The organism is Pantoea graminicola (assembly GCF_048452665.1).
GTDB lineage: Bacteria > Pseudomonadota > Gammaproteobacteria > Enterobacterales > Enterobacteriaceae > Pantoea.
In genome coordinates this window covers 1-17,428 of sequence record NZ_JBLWSJ010000013.1, presented here as the reverse complement: position 1 = coordinate 17,428, position 17,428 = coordinate 1, and the positions used below count along the sequence as shown (strand labels likewise).

Genomic DNA, 17,428 nt, shown 5'->3' with positions numbered 1-17,428 from the left:
AGCGGAACTGCCGAAGTCAGACGTTAATCAGGCCTGCCTGCGGGGGGCAGACTGAGGCGTACCGCAGCAGCGCGAGGAACGAACAGTTTGCGCATCGCGGGGAGGAAAATGTTCAGAGGCCCTGAACGTCGCGCCTGACGACATACCATCCAGCTGCTTCAGATCCCCGCTGACAACAGTCCGTCCAGCTGCCGGTATAGTCATCCTTTTCGGCATCCCGCAGCATTGCCTCTGCAGTTTCGTCGCTCTGGCGCGGGTTCAGGTAGCGGGAACGCGCTTTTACGATGGCGATACCCACGCGGGCTCGGACAGCATAAGGCAGCGATACCTTCGCCCGTGAATCAGCACGGAGCGTAAATCCTTCAGCCTCTAGCGCGCCTTTAAACGCTGCCAGCATAAATTGCCAGCAATGGCTGTTCACCTCAGTAACTGCCAGGTCAGCCATTTCACGACTGCCAAACGGTGCCGGTGATGACAAGCCGAAGGCTACGGGGATTGTGTCCGGCCTCTCGGGATTCATTCGCCTTCCCAAACGGACAAAGACGATGGCCATCGCCATGAGGACAATGAAGATACCCACAGCCGGCAGGCCTGATGTAAACGAGCTGATACTCTCCGGTGACAGTGAGAATTCAGCACGACATAAAGGCGGGGCTTGCACCGCCCATTCTGTCTGCATCAGTGGTTCAGGATGTAGCTGGACGGGCGTCGCCACGGCCGGTTCGGTAGAAGACTGCCCATTTGTGCCTTGACTCATTTAAGTGCCACCTCCTCTACCCGGAGCATCCTGTCCGCACGCGAGATGCGAACCGGCGTATGCTCAAAACCGAATTTTGTTGTTAACGTACCGTACTGGTCAAAGTACACCGGCTCGTCCAGCGCGATGCTGCTGTCGTGCACGTTACCTTTCACCAGGATAACTTTGAAGTTCTGCTGCCCCGCGAGCTGCGGTTTCAGCCATGCCATTTGCTGCGGGTTGTCGCCGTCAATGAAGTACAGCGTCTCACTGAAGGCGACCCTGTCCAGCGGATTAACTTTATCGCCCGCCCGGGCAATGACGTTGCCGCGCATATCACGGATGGTTTCCCGCACCGTGAAGGTCGGGTCATACAGGAATGCGCGGTCGGTTTTCGCTGGTGAGAGTCCGGCTACCGGCGCGGGACGCACGGCGTGAGCTTTTACTCTGGCCTCCGCCTCACGCTGCAGGCGGTCCATTTCGCCGCTGTCCTCCATGCCCTTCAGGCGCTGATCAATAAAGGTCAGCAGGTCGGGCTCAGCGATGGGGAACAGGTGACCGATGGTGCCCAGCTCTTTCGCCTGCGCCGACTGAGCAACCACTGTGGCGAGCAAAAAAACCGCTGTGGCGAGTTGCCTCATGGCGCCCCCTGCATCTGGCGGGCGATATCGGCCTGAATGGCCGGGGTAATATCGGTGACGCCGGCTACCACTGCACCCTTCACCAGGATGACGCCGCCGTGCGCGGCCTGCCAGTCAGATAGACTGGCGTCCAGCGCGGCGCCAAAGCGCTTTGTCAGCGTCGCCAGCGCCTCCTTTTCCACCGGCTGCTGCGCTGTCTGCTGCCGGAATGTGTCGATGGTGCCTTTCATGTCAAACACCACGTAATCGGGCTGTACTGCCTTAGCAACCAGCATACTGACACCGGCGCTGAGCGCGATGACCAGCACGCCGAGCGTCGCCAGACGGACGCAGCGGCTACGCATCAGCCGCGCACCCACTGTCTCACGAACGCCGTCACTCATCCCTGCATTATCCGCGGTTTCTGTCGCCACCTGCTGATTCGGCTGTCTTTCTTCCTGCATCGTTTAATCCTCTTTTAAGCAGTGGTCAGGCCCGCCCAGCGCTCCAGTTCCTGCATCTCGGCCTGGTACATGTGCGGCTCGCAGGCCAGCAGGTAGGCAGCCTCCTCACTGGTTGCCCCACGTTTCTGTGCTTCGGTCATGTACTGATAGTCTTCCCCACGGGTGCTGAACATGGCGCGCGTCACCGGGTCAACAAAGACGCGGTGGAACGAGCTGTTTTCACCTGTTGAGATCATTACCGAGCTGAAGCCTGTATCGCGTGCGGGCTGGAAGCCACGGATAACCTGCGTTTCAACTTCGCTGAACTGATCCGGGTTGGAGTTAAGGTAGGTTTTGAATGCTTTCGCATCCTGCAGCAGTGTCACTTTCGTGCCCGAACAGTCCCATGCCGCAGCCGCAGCTGGCGGTGCTGCCTGGTCTTTGGTGCCGGTAAAGTCCTTGATGCCCTGCGTAATGGTGATGAATGCCCCGCGGTGGCGGCGTACCGTACGGTACCCGGTTTCGATAAAGCGTGCCGCGTGCGGATTAGAGCCGCTGAACAGGCGCCAGGCCTCATCGATAATTGCGACCTTTTTGAGGCTGCGCGGCGAGTGATACATCTTTTCCTGAATTGCCAGGATCAGCGAGTACAGGATTGCAGAGAGCAGGTGAGGCTGGTTCTCTAGGCTCAGCAACTCCAGTACGGCAAAGCGCGTGTCGCCGTCGAGCGTCGGCTTATCCGAGTTGAAGTAGTCGCCGTTAGCTCCCCACGTACACCAGCGGTCCAGCAGTAGCACCAGCTCGTTGATGCGGTTCATGATGGTCGGCTGCTGACCATATTCCTCTTTCACTGCATCAGACTTCATGTACAGCACCACGTCATCGATACGCGCGGTGTTTTGCTTCGCCTCATAAGCCGCCACCACGCCTTTAAGCAGGATGGTTTCGCTGACCTTATCCAGCGCTTCATTAGGGCTCGCCAGAACGGTCAGCAGGCCCTGAATACCCTCGGCGGACTCTTTAATGTCCCGCACGTTGGCGAACGGGTTAAAACGCAGCGTCGCACCGTCCAGGTAAGCGCCGCCCGCCTGCCGGCAGAAGTTCTTATAGCTGCCTCCCATGTCGATAACCCAGCCGAAGCCGCCGGCGTTCAGCACCTGTCGCAGGATTTCCTGTATAAAGAAGCTCTTTCCCGCCCCGGTGGTGCCGGTCACCGCGATATTAAAGTTGGTGGCCCCATTGCTTTCGCTGAACATGTCAAAAAAGGCCAGCGCGTTGCGATAGGTCGGCAGCGGGCTGCCCGATGCTGCCATCTGCCGCTCAGCCACAACCGGCATCAGGTTCACGGCGTTGAAGCTCTTGCAGCGCAGGGTGGCATTCATCTGCTTCATGTCGTCCCACAGTCCTTCCTGCATCACGAACGGCAGCGAGGTCAGCCAGTTGCGCAGCTGCTGATAGCGCGGGGCGGACATTTCCAGATCGTTTTTGCGGAACACGTTGATAGCGGAGAGTTCACAGCGCTGCTGTTCGCTGTCACTGTCGGGCGTGAACAGCGTCAGGTTAAGGTTGAAGCTGCACATAGCGATTTCGTTGCTGGCAAGCCCCATGCGCAGGTCGCGCCATTCCTCATAGGTACGCTGCGTGTTGGGGAACAACTTGCCGTAGGAGGAATTGGCCTTCTTGCCCATATCCTGCTCTTTGCGGAATGCCTCATTCTGGCTGTTTACCTGATCCTCCACGCAGATGGTCCAGCTCAGCAGGAACGGACAGGGGATGCCCAGGTCAGGAAAGCGCATGTTCTGCAGGTTGTCAGCTGCCTGCCAGAGTGCAAACCGTTTCGGCACCTTTGTCAGCTGCATGTTCACGATGCGCGTGCTGACCACCGCGCTGTCGCTACTGTCGCTAACCGCCCGGTCACCGTGCTGACGGGCTGTGGTCAGCTTCAGGTGATCCGGATGAACCTCCATTTCGGTACTGGTGTCCACGCACTGGCGGTGCAGCTCCTGCTCCGGGTTCCAGTGCTCGCTGCCGGCACTGACCTGCCCTGGCCGGTAATTCAGCTGCTCGCGGATGATGGACAAAAACTCCGTCGGCCCCACACGGCGCGTGTCCATGTGGGCGGCCAGCATCGAGACGCGGAGCGTTTCGCGCACCTGCGTCACCGCGTCCATCGACCTGATGCCGCCGGTGCCGGGGTGTGCGTACACCAGAAACACGCGGTAGTTACGCAGATAGAGCGGATATTCGCGCTCGTTGGCCAGCCCCTTCAGCGCCGATCGCTCCCAGAAGGCCTTTGTAATGGCGTTCAGGCGCGATGCCATGTTGCCCTTCCACATGTCCCTGCTCAGCCCGTTTTCCAGCATGTCGCCCACGCACTTGCTGGCCACCATCAGCACCGTGACCGGAGTTTTACGGGGCAGCTTTTTACGCAGCAGATCATCGAGCGCCTGTACCACCTGCTGATTGGCACCGGCAAGCGGAGCCACTTCCATGATGAAGCCGACCGAGCGGGTGTTGATGAACAGCTCAGACTTCTCATCAAATTCGCGCCACGGCAGCAGGCTGGTCATTGACGGGTAGCTGAAGCTCTCCTGAAGCCTCTGGCGCGCCATTCTGGCGCCGCCTTCATCACGGCTGCTGCTGAAAATACCGGTGAGGTGATCGAGAACGTTATTGATCATGCAGACCTCCGGCGCGCTCTGTTTTCGGCGCGGCCTTTATCAGGGTATGTAAGAGTGCGGATTTCCCGGCACCGGGCGTACTGTGCGCAAAAACGTGTCCATGAGGGGGTAAAGCCGTGAACATCATTCCGGGCCTGACCCGGTGATGCAGCGCTAAAGCGGACGATGCAGATGCTGGCTGTATATGAGCCCTGCTGAATGGAAAACGCTTTTTCATTACTCCCCCTCGCTTATGACGCGAAAGTCCTCATCCCAGCGGGACTTCTCTTTCACAAACTCCACCACTGCAGGCTGATGAAAGCTGTCCTGCTCATCCACCCAAGGCGCAATCCACAGGCGCTGCGTCGCGTCCGGGATGCGGCGGGCGTTCACCTGTCCCGGTCCGCTGTAGTCACCCGGTACCACAGGACCTGTACCACCCGTACGGACCGGCACCGTGGATGCCCGCAGGCTGTCTGCGGCCGCGCCCTGCCCTTTAACCCGGCGCGCGGCAGTCGTTGCCGTGCTTAACGGTCGGTAAGGGCTGACGGCGGGTTTCACATTGCCGGGCGTCGCCAGCGCCTCAGCGGCAGGCTTTGGGCCGGCCTCCTTTTCTGCCGTCAGGTCGTCCAGACTCTGATGCTTTGATGCCAGCCTGCTGGCATCGGACATCGACAGACACTGGTCAGTCGCGGTTTTATTACAGTCAAAGTCAGAGTTCATGCCGGCGCAGCCGGTCAGCGCAGCGCACAGCAGTGCGCACGCAAAGAGTTTTTGCATGGTGGAGTCCTCAGTGGCGGCCGGGCCGCGATAAGTCAGGGAGATAAAAGGGCGAGCTAATCGGGTGGTGCGGGTTGCCCTGGTGAAGGCGGAAGTATTGACTGTAGTGTTGTGCGATAGCAGTCCCGGCCAGCAGACATAGGCTCAGCACTGTCTTCTTTTTAAAGGTGGACTGTTAGTGCGATGCGTGGAATCTGATTTACCGGGTTACGAAGCCGCAGCGCACAGAGCCGGATATGTTGCTCACGCTGTCCGTGTTTAGTCATCTTCACTTACCCCTTCTTCAGGGTGACGTTCAGTAAAGGAAAAATCACGCCGGGCGGGTTTAAACACGGCCCCGGCCTCTTTTTTAAGCCAGCGTTCAAGCACGGGTAACTCAATAAAACCGGCCTCTTTAACGCTCCGCTGCAGTTCGCGCCAGGCAGGAAGGTCAAGAGGCGTGTACGCATCAAGCCTGATGGCCAGCAGATCCTGCCAGTTAAGCGGCTCCCGCAAGCGTCTGATAACCGCCGCTGCAGCAACGAATACGGGTATAACCAGTGCCGCGCCCGCCCACTCTGAGCCTGCTGCGTATTCACGCCAGAGCAAAGCAAACGCAGTACTGGCAAGCACGCTGGTCACCAGCGTGCCGCCATACGGTAGATGGCGCCCCTTCCAGCAGGCCACCAGGTATCGTATCTGGGACAGTTTCCGGCGACGCGTCTTCCTGGCTGTTAACATCATGCGACTGACTCCTTTTCAGAATCTGAAGTTGAGCAGGGTGAAAATCAGCGTAAAAAAATACGCGATACCGGTAGTTAAGCCTGCAAAAAACAGGATGTCTTTTAGGCCGAGTACCGGCACTGCCCAGAACCACACGCCCCAGACAAGATAAAACGCCGCCAGCACCAGCCAGCAAGTTGCCATCACCCCGAAGGTTATGCCCGCCATTTGCCTGAAAATGTAAGCCAGCAGAACAATAACGGGAGACGTGAACAGGACCAGCCGCCAGACCTGCCAGCCCGGGAAACCCGGGAAACCGGGCAACCCCTCACGCATCGTCAAAGCGGATACGGTCAAGTTTGCCGCCAGCGTGACTGCAATCAGAATCACAAAAAGATGATCTCTACTGTTTGGATGAAGCCAGCGTTTAATCAGCGCCTTCATGCCGCCTCCTGCCTGTGAGTTGACGTCCTTCGGAACTGGATGTTTTGAGACCTGACCTTTTTCAGATCGAGCTCAACCAGTCTTCCCATAAGGTTCAGGAGAAGCATTGCACGCTTTGCGCCCTGCGGCTCATGCCAGATAGCTTCCATGTTTTCAAACGTGCCATTTGTTATCAGAACTGTATCGCCGTGCTCAGGTGCCTGCATATCTGCCTGCGCGGCCGATTCAGCACCCCGCCGTATGCGCTCCATTTCTGCATCACCCATAACAGCAATGCGATTGCCAAAGCTGACAATAGTCGAGACTCCGCGCGTAGCTTTTATCGTCGTTGTATGAATTTCTTCCGGATCAAATCGAGCAAACAGATACCCAGGAAAAAGTGGTTGTGGCTTAACAGGTTTAACCTTTCCTTCTGCAACAAGCTGACAGGTGAAAAGCGGAAGGTAGCATTCCACGCCCTGGTTGAGCAGATGGGCTTCAGCGCGTTTTTCCTGATTAAATAACGACTTGAGTACATACCACTGTTTCATCTGTCATCTCCTTAATTAATAGTATCGCCGAGGCGCAGTTGGCTGGCCTGACGCAGAACTTCATCAGGGTTTAAAACAGGCGCACTGCCGTTACTGCTGCTGACTGCCGGTGTAATCACTGCGGCCTGCTGCACGGCCGCCTGTGGGGCCTGCTGCTTAGCCTTTTCTGCTTCAGCGTCTTCAATCGTTTCCAGGCGGAATCCCTGCTGGAAGACCACTGTCACGGCGTTGCCGGCGCCGATATCGATTACCGGGTGATACTGCTCGGCACGCTTAATCCAGTACTGGCTCAGCGTGTCAGCTGCTTTGCTGGCACCGCCCCCGATACCTTGCTTAAAGATGTCGCCGGCGCCCACAGAGGCGCTGCCTCCCAGCCCGACCGTTGGCGTGGCGGCGGACTTGATTCCTTCACCGAAACCGGACAGCAATCCTGCAGCCCCTGCATTGGCGATGATGGCACCGTTGCGCATGACCGGCTTACCGCGAATGCCCACCTTGCCCTGGAAGGACACGTGCCCGTCAAACGGCATGTCGATATGCTTACCGTTCTTCAGGATGCAGCTGATGTTTTTGGTGCGTACCTCGCCACGCTCGCTGGAGATATCTCCGTACATTTCCCCGGTCACGCGGCACTGATCCATGTTCCAGGTCTTCCCGTTAGGCATGGAGACCTCACCGAGCAGAGTGATGACCACCGGCGAGGTATTCTGCTGGCCGGTCACACTGGCGTTGGCGTCAGCTCCCTCAATCATCGTGGCCTCGGAAAAGGAGCCGGAAGGTATCCAGGGAAGTTTTGTTTTTTTCTCGGCAAGCGCAGCGTAGGTGAAGGTATCGCGGCTCAGACCGCCCGGACGCACTGTGCCGGTACCCGGATAAAAGCCCTGCCCCTGCGACGGGTAAAACTTCCCGCCCTGCCCGGCGGCCGGCCCACTACTAGGATTGTTGATGCTCCACTGTGCCGGGCCAGACTGTCCGGCGGAGACCGGTGCGTTAACAGATGCAGAGCCTGCCGCCGGTGTGGTTGCTGCAGGGCCATTTGCAGGCCGGGCCGCCTGTTGAGTCTGCAGCTGACTGATTGCGTCTGCCATTGTGTTGAGCTTCTTCTGCAGCTCCTCATTCTGGCTTTTTAGCGTGCCGGTGAGCATGCCGAGATCGCGCTCAAGACCGGCGGTCTTGTTCTGCTGCTGCTGCAGGGCGGAAGTGGCCACACCTTCAGTAAAGGACGTGTTTACCAGGCTGCCGGTCAGATTAGGTGCTGCTTTCGGCGCAGGCTGATTCAGCCCCGCCTGGTGATGTGAGTAAGCCCAGATGCCCCCGCCGACGGCCAGCATGACCGCTGCAGCGACACCGGCTATCACCCACTGCCGCCGGCGCGTGGCGGTGTTGATGTTGCTCATAATCCGCCCTCCGCGTCAGTGGAGAAAATCACCCAGACGTAACCTTCACCACTTGCATAAAGCGTGCGGGTTGAGAGCATCACTGCACGCACTCCTTTCTGCCAGAACTGTTTTTCGCTCAGTGTGCGCGTCACGTAGCTGGTGTTTTTCATACGGTAACGCATAACCCGCAGGTGGGAGCCGGCAAGCTGACGCTCAGGTGTCAGCAGCACGCCCGCAGGCGGGTTGTACACCGGTCCGCGCGAGGCCTTCACCTCGGTATAGTTCTCCGGCACGTCGCCGCTGACCACGCTGCGCGCCACTCTTACCAGTGTTTTCTGGAAGGGCTGACTCTCCTCCCACAACTTCGCGTCCGGGTTGGGCTTAAGTGGCACATCAGCCGGGATCAAATGAAGAGTACGACCGCTGCCGGGCTTTGGTGACACATCGATTGAAACGCTCACGCCGCCAGCCGTTTCCAGGAAGATGGTGAAGTCCTGACCGGTCTGTGGCGTAATCAGCAGCGCGCCATCGGCAGTGTTGCTTTTGAGATAGGCATTTTCCGGACCGGTGATGCCGGTAATCAGTTCGCCGTCGATAATGATTTTGTTAGGACTGGTATTACTCATCTGCGCCTTAAGGTGCGCATTATTTTCAAACGGGGTCCCGGCCGGGCCGGGTACGGCGGCCTGCCCGGCGGCAGGCAGCAACGCTAGCGCACCGGCAACAGCCAGGGCGGAAAGGGTCTTTTTCATCGGTTCAATCCTGTTGCGGGCGGCGTTCAGGTTTAGTCCAGGGCACCTCGGGGAAGGCTGTCAGGCGGATAAGGCCGTCCATGTAGTGCACGCTGAGCCGGTAGGCTTTACTGGCATCCGGAAGCGAAATGTTCAGGTTACCGTTGGTAGTGCTCGCGCTTAGCGTGCCCTGAACGGTGATGTCACCGGTGGTGGAGTCGGTGATTTCGTCATCGATGCGGAACACGGAAGAGACGCCGTTGTTTTTGATGTATTCAGCTTCGGCGGCGAGTTGCTTTTTCATGTCGTCACGATATTCAGCGGGAACGAAGCGCAGCAGGGTAGCATGCTGGCTGTCCACCGTTTCAGGCGTGACGGAAAGGCGGAGATTGACGAAAGAGCGCACCAGCATGCCGTTTAAGGCCGCGTCCCCGGAGGCGGAATCGGAGATGAACGGGCGGTCAAACATCATCGGGGTGGTCAGGGTCTTCTGCGTTTTTGCAAAGTGCCACGCCAGCGCGCCGGTGACGACATTGCTGACGGCGAGAATAAACACGAGCAGCGAAAGTGCGCACAGGGCCAGTATGATTACCCGGTTGCGCCCCTCCCGGACCTGATACTTCATAGCGATATCCTTTTAATAAGCGCCATCCGGAGATGGCGCGAGGGTTACTGCATCCAGTGCCGGTTGCCCGAGTCGGGCACGCGGCGGAACTGCAGCCGGAGCAGCGCGGTTGGCAGGTACCAGTAAAGAAGGTTCATGAGCCACCAGGTGCCCTGCCCCTTCTTCAGGTGACGGACTAACAGCCAGAGCGCGCCAGCGACAATCAGCATCACAATGAACATGTCGCAGAGCAGGCCGATGCCCGCGCACGCAAGGATGAGCACGGCCTCCTCTGTAGGGAGTCCGCCGAGGCGTTTCTGCTGATTGAGCGTTTCCGGGAACTGGTACTGTAGCGACTCCCCGTCCATGCGGGTTTAACCGGCCAGGGAGAAGAAGGTGCGGGTGATAACGATGAGGAAAGCCAGACCGCCGACGAACAGCATCGGGTTGCGCGTTTTGATGTATCCGCCAATCGAGATGATGATTTCAGCGATGTATAACCCCCACTCAACGGTACTGCCGTGCCCAAATGTATCCTTAGCATCCTGTTTCTGAGTGGCCAGCAGATCAGTCGCTCCTGCAAAGTGTGGCAATGCGAAGAACAGCATTGCGAGAGCTATCAGCGTGACATTTGCGCGATGCTGATAAACCTTGCCGCAGGCAGTATGGATAATATTTTTCAGCAGTTTTTTAACGGGGAAATATTTATCAGAAATGGGTTTCTGGCAGACATCAGACAATGCTACCGCCACGCTATCCGCATCTGCGGAAGCGAAAATCGAAGTTTGCATTATTTAATCCTTAATCAGAATTAGGTCTCAAAAAAAGTACTCACCATTTTTTTATAATGGCGAGTGATTTCCTGCATCAGCAATCCGATGCAGTCAGAGGAACAGGTTTTAGTGAATATGAATTATTTATTTCAGAGTCGGTTATGTATGTTCACCTCCTTATATGCAGCAAATGGATAGTAGCGTTAAGTTATAGATTCAAACGAGAGGCTTGGGCGGCGAAAAAGTCTCAAAAGCTACTCACATTCAGTACCAGATTCGAATCTCCGACCGGTGGCGGCTAAGTCGGAAAATGATCTGAGCGAGTCTTCAAGTCTCATCTTTGCTTCTCGTGTTTTACTTCTTCCTGAACGCTTCGAAGATTCCACTAAGAGCTGGTTAGTCTCCTCTGACAGGTGGACTAAAACTGAACCTCCCCTGATGGATTTTACATTGGCCATAAGGCGTCTCGCATGTGGCTTAAAATGTTTGAATTCAGTAACTTAGCTCTACATAGTTACTTGAAACCGTTTCGCTTACTGATGAAGAAACTTAACAAAAAAACTCAAAACATACTCAGTATTGATGTGGATCTGTAAAGAATTATGCATGTATTGAAAAGTATTTCGAGTGGTTTTTGAGTATTTTCCTATATAGAAAATGAGTTTATCGAAAAAACCCTTGTTAAACATAGCCTTACAAGATTAAAAAACCCTTCAAAAGATACTCATTCGTGTATCATCTTTTGTTTAACCCAAATTCTTGAGTCACGGCGTTAGCTGGGTAAAACGTAACCGATGGACGGGAGTAGACTTTGGACACACCTAATAAGAATCTCAAAAAGGTAATAGATCTTTTTGAGCGAAAAGGAATAGATAAGAGGAAACAGGCATCAACAATGGCTGATATCCTCGGCATCAAATATCAGAGTGCCAAACAAAAACTTGATGGTAAAAGAGGGATTTTCTATAGCGAGCTAAAGTCGGTTTATAACTATTTCTACGAATCGCTAGAAGAAGCAAAGCCATATAACGGCATATTCATTGTTAATGATATGCATGTAAGATGTAATATCGTTGTCAGCGATGATAAGGTTGAAATTAAAGACCCCGGAATTAACTACGCATACTTTCATAAAAATTATTACGTAGTTAACCCAACAGGCGTAAAATTCAATAAAGATATGAAACGGGTAATAAGAATGGATTTCTTACCTGCCCCAAAACTGGCAATACTAGATAATGATAAAGAATTACTAGAACTCATAAAATCAGTATCTAACCGATATGGTATTGATGCATCAGTTTATGAAACGGCACAAGACATGATGCAGGCTATCGACAGGGAAGATTATGATGGATATGTTATTGACTGGTTACTGGACTACAACGAAAACTCTGAAGCCGTCATCAAGAAGATCCGCTCTAAAAGCGAGACAGTACCGATAATTTTACTAACTGGCCAACTGAATCAGCATGAGCGTGAGATAGGCGAAATCATTGTAGAATATGGAGTTGAGCTGGTTGAAAAGCCAACACGTGTATTTATACTTTCCTCCATATTGCTGGCACACCTCTTTTTTTAAATGGTACTAAAGTGGAATTTATTAAGTTAACAGCTGAACATATAAAAGAAATGTACGACATAAGGTTTTCTGTCACAGAAAACTTAGTTCATGCCCATCAGATTGAGTATCTGCAGAGAGAGGTCATCCTGGCCGACGTTGCTCAGGGTGGTGGTTGGATCTGCAAGATTGACGAAATGTATGTGGGTTATGGTCTCGGCATTCACATACCTCATGCTCTGTTAGGTGGCCTGTTTGTACGGCCAGAGTATCAGGGGCGGGGTATTGGCGGCGTGATACTGGATAAAATTACGGAGTGGTTTTTTGAACAGGGAGACGCTGAGATAGAACTCACAACTGACGCGGGCTCGCCAGCTGCACAATTCTATCAGGCAAGAGGCTGGCATGAATGCGGTCACGATGAATATGGACAATTGATTATGAAGAAGAGGAAAGTGACATAATGAAGCTACTCACGGCGGTTTTGCTCGCTCTTATCTCGGTTAAAGCAGCGTATGCCGATTCCTTTGTTCTGGTAAACGATAGTAAGGAAATCAACGTATCAACTGAGGATTTGCTGAAGCTGCCAGTTACTTCCATAACGACATCAACGAACTTCACACCTAAAGCGACTTTTGAGGGCGTAACCTTCAAGGAGCTGCTGTCAAAGTACTCCATTACGGCATCATCCCTGAGAGTCTATGCACTTGATGACTATAGCTACACACTGCCGGTTGGAGAACTGGAGAAATATCACGTTATCCTGGCATACCGCAAAAATGATAAAGTGATCCCGGTATCTGATCTCGGTCCTTTTGCCGTGATTTATCCGAGAGATCAGAATCCGGAACTCAATAAACTTGAAGTAAATGCCAAAACCGTCTGGCAGATTAACAGGATTGAGGCTATCAAATGAAGGGAAGGATTATCCCAGTCTTGCTCGGATTGGTCCTGACTCTTTTTTTTTCAGGTTCTGTTTTCTTCACCGTACAAAAATTTAATGAGATAAAAAATCAGTATAAAAGTATCGAGCCGAATCTTGATAATTATTCGACGGCAGAAATCCTCTTTTTAGCATTTGAAAGAACACGGACATCTGTTTACCAGACAGAGAGTCCGGACAATTTCATGGTTAAGAAGTCAGTTTTTGATTCTAAAGTCAGAATTCTCAAAAACAAATCCCTCCGTATTAACTCATTTTATTATGAGCCTGATTTCCTAAGCGCCCTTGAGCTCCTTGAAAAGCAAAGTGCTGAGCTAAGCCGTCTAAGCGAATCTGCAGATCCCGCAGAGAGAAAAGAAGTGCTCTTAGATCAGATGAATAAGATGCAGCCTACGCTGATAAATCTGCAGGAAATAATCTATAAAATACAGATAAGAAACTTCAACACAATTAAATCGCTAATCTTAGATAACTCTTCCTACACTGAACTCGCTGCCCTGTTAAGCATAGTACTCCTTTTTACTTTAATCATTCTGCTTTGGGTGCACATTACAAGGCTCAACAGAGCAATCAGAGGGAAGAATATATTTATATCAGCAATTTATCATGAATTGTCAGGGTCTATTCAGAAAATCCAGTTATCATCAGACATGATTGATGTCAGAGGCGATATATTAAAATCAGAAAAATACCTCGCTAAAATCACCTATCATTCAAACAAGCTATATCAGCAGACAAAGGAAATTCTCGAATTCTCTAAAATAGAGATCGGTAATGTCGGAATAACCAATCAAAGTTTCTATATTGAAGATGTTTTAAATGCAGGGCTTTCACTATTTAACGAAAGTAATGCTAACAAAATTGAATGTAGCGTATACCCTGAGAACCTTCTGGTTAATGCTGACATGCATAAGATTATATCCATAATTCACAATATTATAGATAATGCCAATAAAAACACACAGAATGGTGTTATCAAAGTCCGTTTGAGAGTAACTGAGTCAGTATTATTTTTTAGAGTTAGTGATACAGGATGTGGCTTTGACACAAAAAAACTAAGCTTACTTTTCAAGCCGTTCAATCAGGGTATGGAAAGAGAAACACGGCAAGGTTTAGGCTTGGGTCTTTCAATCGTTAAGAGCTATCTGAAGACAATGAAGGGAAGTGTTACTGCGCATTCTGAGATTGGAAAGGGTTCTGTCTTTATGATCAGAATCCCTGTAAATATCGTTAATTGAATCACAAAAAAATCCAGATGAAGTCCGGTTTCCCGGACTTCTGTACTATTCAGCGATAAAGTGTTTATTCTCGGCCTTATCTTCAGCTGTACTCATACCTGTGAGATGAGTATCAATGAGATCCTCAAGCGACTGAGGATTAGAGTCACCTCTGATGTGAAGATAAACCTCTGTCATCATAGCCATCATTATACTGGTTCCTTCCCGCGTTCCTGCTACCCGACGTATCAAATCCCGGTTGAACCCTTCCATATCAAACTTATTACCTTCCCCTTGATGCTTCTTAACCATCAGACCTATGCCAACTAATTCGTTTACTACGGAGGAAAAGTTAACCTCACCGTGAGTTGCTCCGTTCTGCAGCTCTATCTGTACCAGCTCCAGTACTTCCCTTTCGGTTTTTTCTTTGAAGTAAATATTTCTGCGCGCCATTTTGATATTTCCTGTAAGGCTGATTTTATAACTCTCAGCCCTTTTGATTTATTTATAATTATCTTCTTCACAGCGCCTGTCGGACTGCCGCATTCGGATAAACTGACTATTCCAGTATTATTTACTCCGCCATAAGTGTGTGTCAATCCGGCACTGTTCTTTTAATTCAGAAGGCTTACCAATCCGCCGCAAAACCTGGAAATTGTGTGTGACAATCCAGCACCATGACCACATTTCAGCCGTAAATTACCTTATGAGATGCTTAGAAAGCGCGTAAAAACAGCATATCAGTGGCTTTAAATGTGTGTCAATCCGGCACTATAGGCATTTTATATGTGTGTCAATCAGGCACCGCAGGCTGTTAAATATAACTTAAGTTACTGTTTTAATTGCTTAGCCACAATAAACACACATAGCAGTGCCGATTGCAGTGCCTAATTACCACACAATTCGGCACTGCAATGACACACAATTCGGCACTGTAAAGACACACAATCAGGCACTGCAAAGTGTGTCAATTAACACACCTTTTATGATTACACATTACAAAAACGGCAGAAAAAACGGGACAAAATACTGTTTTTAAACAACAAAACTGCAAGATATAATCTTGCGTAGGGTGTGATGGTAATTTACCTTTTAAGAGCGGCTTGATAAATAACCTTATCTTCCTGAATTCTTTATAACCTTCCCCATGTTCGTCACGTAGCCTTCAGCGCATTGTGCGCGTCTGTAACGAATTATCTTGCAAGCTATGATCTGAGCGGGTATTTTTCACCCGACCCCGCCTGGCGCATTACGCGCACGTACGTGAGATTATTAGAATGAAAAGATTGGCTGCTCTCGCTCTTGCTGCTGTATTCAGTGCGCAGGCTGCGCCGGAAATGTGCTTCACAAAAGCCGGTCAGGATTTCGGTATTGATCCGCGTCTGCTGATGGCGCATTCCATTCAGGAATCACGCATGCGTAATAATGCACTGAATACCAAAAGCAGCGGCGGCACGCATGATGTCTGCAATATGCAGATAAACAGCTCTCACTTTAATCAGCTGAAAAAGTTTGATATTACGCGGGAAAGGCTGCTTAAAGATCCGTGCATCTGCATATATACGGGTGCGTGGATCGAGGCGCGAAACTTCAGGCAGTATGGCAGGAACTGGGACAGCGTCGGGATGTACAATACCGGCCCGAGCCCTAAATTGATCAAGCAGCGTCGGGAATATGCAGCCATCATCAAAAGCATTTACCGCGTGCTGATTGCACGGGATGAGGTTTACACCGCAATCGTGCAGAAAAATAAAAAAACGCCCGCACCGGAAAACTTCCTCACAGCGGACGTGATGCCTGATAAAAAATAACCCCGGCATACCGGGGTTATTTTTACGATTTTAGTTTCGCGAACTCTTCCGCCATTTTCCAAAGCGCCTGATTCAGTTTCATGTCGCCGTCAATACCCGTCACTGGTCTGGTAGTGGTTCTTTTTCCTTTCGCCGTTCTGCCAGGCACTCCCCCCTTGATCAGGTTTTCCTGCACAATATTAAACGCGGTCCACAAGTCGGTGACTTTGTCATACCATGCGCGAGGCTGAATAATACGTTCAGCGGTTACTGGCGGCTCTTTTCCGTCATACTTATACTCCAGCGCCAACTGTCCCAGCAGGCGACGTTCTTCGCTGTTAACCTGAATCGCTTTCATGGTGCCGATATTACTTTCTACCTTATCGAACACACTCAGCACCTCATAAGCGCCTTCAATAACCTGTGACACAATATCACCTTTATGTGGCACACTGATTTCACCGAATGATTTCCAGCACACCAGGCCGTTGGTACAGACCTGCCGGAAAATTCCCGGGATCATCTTATAACTGCTGGAGCCATCATGGCTGTTCAGTAATACTATTTCCGGCACCTCTTCGCCCCCGTTATTATTTCCACGGCGCAGGCGGATCATGTGTTTGGTAAATTCACGGCGCTCAGGATCACGGACGCGGGACTGGCTGGCAAAGAAAGGTTCAAATCCTTCATCACGCAGTTTATCAAGCAGCGTAATGGTAGGAATATAGGTGTAACGCTCAGAGCGCGAATAATGCTTTTCTGCAGAAAACGCGCTCGGAACAATGCGCATCAGCTCGTCGTTATTCAGCGGGCTGTTTTTACGGATAGCGGTCGGAGCGGCATAGCGGGAAGCAAAACGGACCATTATTTAATCCTTCTCAAACATTCGGAGCCAGTTATGAAACGAATAAATCATTCGTCGCTTGATAAAAAAGTGAAATATAAAGCGCTCATTACCCCTGCAGTGCACTGCAGGGTATATGATTAACCTTTCAGGCGTGAAAAACGCCAGTGGCAGAATGGGCTGTATTCATCAGCGATCGGCAGGTTCTGCTGCGCATGCTTACTTAACTCTTCATGCTCAGACCAGAAGTTTTCACGAGCTGCGGCATTCAGCTCCCCTGCGGCTTTATAGACATTGGTTGTCTCGTACTCCGTATTTTCCGGGTGCTGTTCTTCATCAATCGGATTTGCTGAATGCACGATACGGGTTTCATAAGTTTCCGGATCAGAGCTTTGTGCTGAAGAATATACAAAAACGGTAACCAGCAGTTTTTCATGCGCATTGATAAACAGCATTTCAATTCCAGAGCGGTACTTGCGCGAATGAAAATCAGCTTCATGGCGCGTAAAAGTAGCCGCCATCAGGCACTCCAGATTCATTGAAAAATCACTACATAACACAGCTGTGTTCACATTGAGCTGCGGGTGATCCGTTTGAAAAAGACTGCGACGTAAGGAACGGCGGATAGCTTCATAGCTGATTTCTTGTGATTTTTTTGCTGTTAATGATGA

22 protein-coding genes are annotated in these 17,428 nt (G+C 51.6%); 5 read left to right on the top strand and 17 right to left on the bottom strand.

Features of this window, described 5'->3' with window-relative positions:
- Positions 1 to 112: 112 nt before the first annotated feature.
- The 14 genes from ACNY69_RS20875 to ACNY69_RS20810 all read right to left on the bottom strand — a co-directional run bounded on the left by ACNY69_RS20875 (position 113) and on the right by ACNY69_RS20810 (position 10,860).
- A complete protein-coding gene (locus ACNY69_RS20875) occupies positions 113 to 757 on the bottom strand; it encodes a hypothetical protein (RefSeq protein ID WP_418800142.1) in 645 nt (214 codons plus the stop codon).
- Positions 754 to 1,377: a type-F conjugative transfer system protein TraW gene (gene traW / locus ACNY69_RS20870; protein WP_418800139.1), complete on the bottom strand. Its 624-nt coding sequence runs from the start codon at positions 1,375 to 1,377 to the stop codon at positions 754 to 756. Before traW ends, ACNY69_RS20875 begins: the two co-directional genes overlap by 4 nt.
- Positions 1,374 to 1,820 (bottom strand): type-F conjugative transfer system protein TrbI, encoded by a 447-nt coding sequence (gene trbI, locus ACNY69_RS20865; protein ID WP_418800136.1) that lies wholly within the window; start codon positions 1,818 to 1,820, stop codon positions 1,374 to 1,376. The genes traW and trbI overlap by 4 nt, the downstream gene beginning before the upstream one ends.
- Before the next feature lie 14 nt (positions 1,821 to 1,834).
- The gene (traC, locus tag ACNY69_RS20860; protein WP_418800133.1) at positions 1,835 to 4,480 is read right to left on the bottom strand and encodes a type IV secretion system protein TraC; all 2,646 of its coding nucleotides are present in this window, start codon (positions 4,478 to 4,480) and stop codon (positions 1,835 to 1,837) included.
- Between the two features lie 216 nt (positions 4,481 to 4,696).
- Positions 4,697 to 5,239, bottom strand: a complete 543-nt coding sequence (traV, locus tag ACNY69_RS20855) for a type IV conjugative transfer system lipoprotein TraV (RefSeq protein ID WP_418800130.1) — start codon at positions 5,237 to 5,239, stop codon at positions 4,697 to 4,699.
- 258 nt (positions 5,240 to 5,497) lie between these two features.
- The gene (locus ACNY69_RS20850) at positions 5,498 to 5,962 is read right to left on the bottom strand and encodes a hypothetical protein (RefSeq protein ID WP_418800128.1); all 465 of its coding nucleotides are present in this window, start codon (positions 5,960 to 5,962) and stop codon (positions 5,498 to 5,500) included.
- A 15-nt stretch (positions 5,963 to 5,977) separates the two neighbouring features.
- Entirely contained in the window at positions 5,978 to 6,385 is a 408-nt protein-coding gene (locus ACNY69_RS20845; RefSeq protein WP_418800125.1) for a hypothetical protein, read from the bottom strand.
- The gene (rfaH, locus tag ACNY69_RS20840) at positions 6,382 to 6,915 is read right to left on the bottom strand and encodes a transcription/translation regulatory transformer protein RfaH (protein WP_418800122.1); all 534 of its coding nucleotides are present in this window, start codon (positions 6,913 to 6,915) and stop codon (positions 6,382 to 6,384) included. Before rfaH ends, ACNY69_RS20845 begins: the two co-directional genes overlap by 4 nt.
- Before the next feature lie 11 nt (positions 6,916 to 6,926).
- The gene (gene traB, locus ACNY69_RS20835; RefSeq protein WP_418800119.1) at positions 6,927 to 8,312 is read right to left on the bottom strand and encodes an F-type conjugal transfer pilus assembly protein TraB; all 1,386 of its coding nucleotides are present in this window, start codon (positions 8,310 to 8,312) and stop codon (positions 6,927 to 6,929) included.
- Complete coding sequence (gene traK / locus ACNY69_RS20830) at positions 8,309 to 9,046, bottom strand: F-type conjugal transfer protein TraK (RefSeq protein ID WP_418800117.1); 738 nt, start codon at positions 9,044 to 9,046, stop codon at positions 8,309 to 8,311. The genes traB and traK overlap by 4 nt, the downstream gene beginning before the upstream one ends.
- Positions 9,047 to 9,050: 4 nt before the next feature.
- Positions 9,051 to 9,650 carry a TraE/TraK family type IV conjugative transfer system protein gene (locus ACNY69_RS20825; protein WP_418800113.1) on the bottom strand — a complete coding sequence of 200 codons (600 nt, stop codon included), beginning with the start codon at positions 9,648 to 9,650 and terminating at the stop codon, positions 9,051 to 9,053.
- Between the two features lie 44 nt (positions 9,651 to 9,694).
- Positions 9,695 to 9,997: a type IV conjugative transfer system protein TraL gene (gene traL / locus ACNY69_RS20820; protein WP_275222670.1), complete on the bottom strand. Its 303-nt coding sequence runs from the start codon at positions 9,995 to 9,997 to the stop codon at positions 9,695 to 9,697.
- Between the two features lie 6 nt (positions 9,998 to 10,003).
- Positions 10,004 to 10,420: a type IV conjugative transfer system pilin TraA gene (locus ACNY69_RS20815; protein WP_418800110.1), complete on the bottom strand. Its 417-nt coding sequence runs from the start codon at positions 10,418 to 10,420 to the stop codon at positions 10,004 to 10,006.
- A 236-nt stretch (positions 10,421 to 10,656) separates the two neighbouring features.
- On the bottom strand, positions 10,657 to 10,860 hold the full coding sequence (locus tag ACNY69_RS20810; protein WP_375718195.1) for a TraY domain-containing protein: 204 nt from the start codon (positions 10,858 to 10,860) through the stop codon (positions 10,657 to 10,659).
- Positions 10,861 to 11,213: 353 nt separating this feature from the next.
- Between ACNY69_RS20810 and ACNY69_RS20805 the strand changes: the two genes are divergently transcribed.
- The 4 genes from ACNY69_RS20805 to ACNY69_RS20790 are packed head-to-tail and all read left to right on the top strand — an operon-like array spanning position 11,214 to position 14,144.
- On the top strand, positions 11,214 to 11,984 hold the full coding sequence (locus tag ACNY69_RS20805; protein WP_418800107.1) for a response regulator: 771 nt from the start codon (positions 11,214 to 11,216) through the stop codon (positions 11,982 to 11,984).
- A gap of 50 nt (positions 11,985 to 12,034) precedes the next feature.
- Positions 12,035 to 12,427, top strand: a complete 393-nt coding sequence (locus ACNY69_RS20800; RefSeq protein WP_418800260.1) for a GNAT family N-acetyltransferase — start codon at positions 12,035 to 12,037, stop codon at positions 12,425 to 12,427.
- Positions 12,427 to 12,879 (top strand): putative pterin-binding protein, encoded by a 453-nt coding sequence (locus tag ACNY69_RS20795; RefSeq protein WP_418800104.1) that lies wholly within the window; start codon positions 12,427 to 12,429, stop codon positions 12,877 to 12,879. Before ACNY69_RS20800 ends, ACNY69_RS20795 begins: the two co-directional genes overlap by 1 nt.
- A complete protein-coding gene (locus ACNY69_RS20790; protein WP_418800101.1) occupies positions 12,876 to 14,144 on the top strand; it encodes a sensor histidine kinase in 1,269 nt (422 codons plus the stop codon). Before ACNY69_RS20795 ends, ACNY69_RS20790 begins: the two co-directional genes overlap by 4 nt.
- 45 nt (positions 14,145 to 14,189) lie before the next feature.
- Here the strand turns inward: ACNY69_RS20790 and ACNY69_RS20785 are convergent, their stop codons facing one another.
- Positions 14,190 to 14,576, bottom strand: a complete 387-nt coding sequence (locus tag ACNY69_RS20785) for a relaxosome protein TraM (RefSeq protein ID WP_115758331.1) — start codon at positions 14,574 to 14,576, stop codon at positions 14,190 to 14,192.
- Positions 14,577 to 15,400: 824 nt separating this feature from the next.
- Here ACNY69_RS20785 and ACNY69_RS20780 point away from each other — a divergent pair.
- The gene (locus tag ACNY69_RS20780; protein WP_418800098.1) at positions 15,401 to 15,934 is read left to right on the top strand and encodes a lytic transglycosylase domain-containing protein; all 534 of its coding nucleotides are present in this window, start codon (positions 15,401 to 15,403) and stop codon (positions 15,932 to 15,934) included.
- 22 nt (positions 15,935 to 15,956) lie between these two features.
- Here the strand turns inward: ACNY69_RS20780 and ACNY69_RS20775 are convergent, their stop codons facing one another.
- Entirely contained in the window at positions 15,957 to 16,778 is an 822-nt protein-coding gene (locus tag ACNY69_RS20775; RefSeq protein ID WP_418800095.1) for a DUF932 domain-containing protein, read from the bottom strand.
- A gap of 119 nt (positions 16,779 to 16,897) precedes the next feature.
- Positions 16,898 to 17,428, bottom strand: a 531-nt coding sequence (locus ACNY69_RS20770) for a hypothetical protein (protein ID WP_418800093.1), incomplete at its 5' end; no start/stop codon positions are given.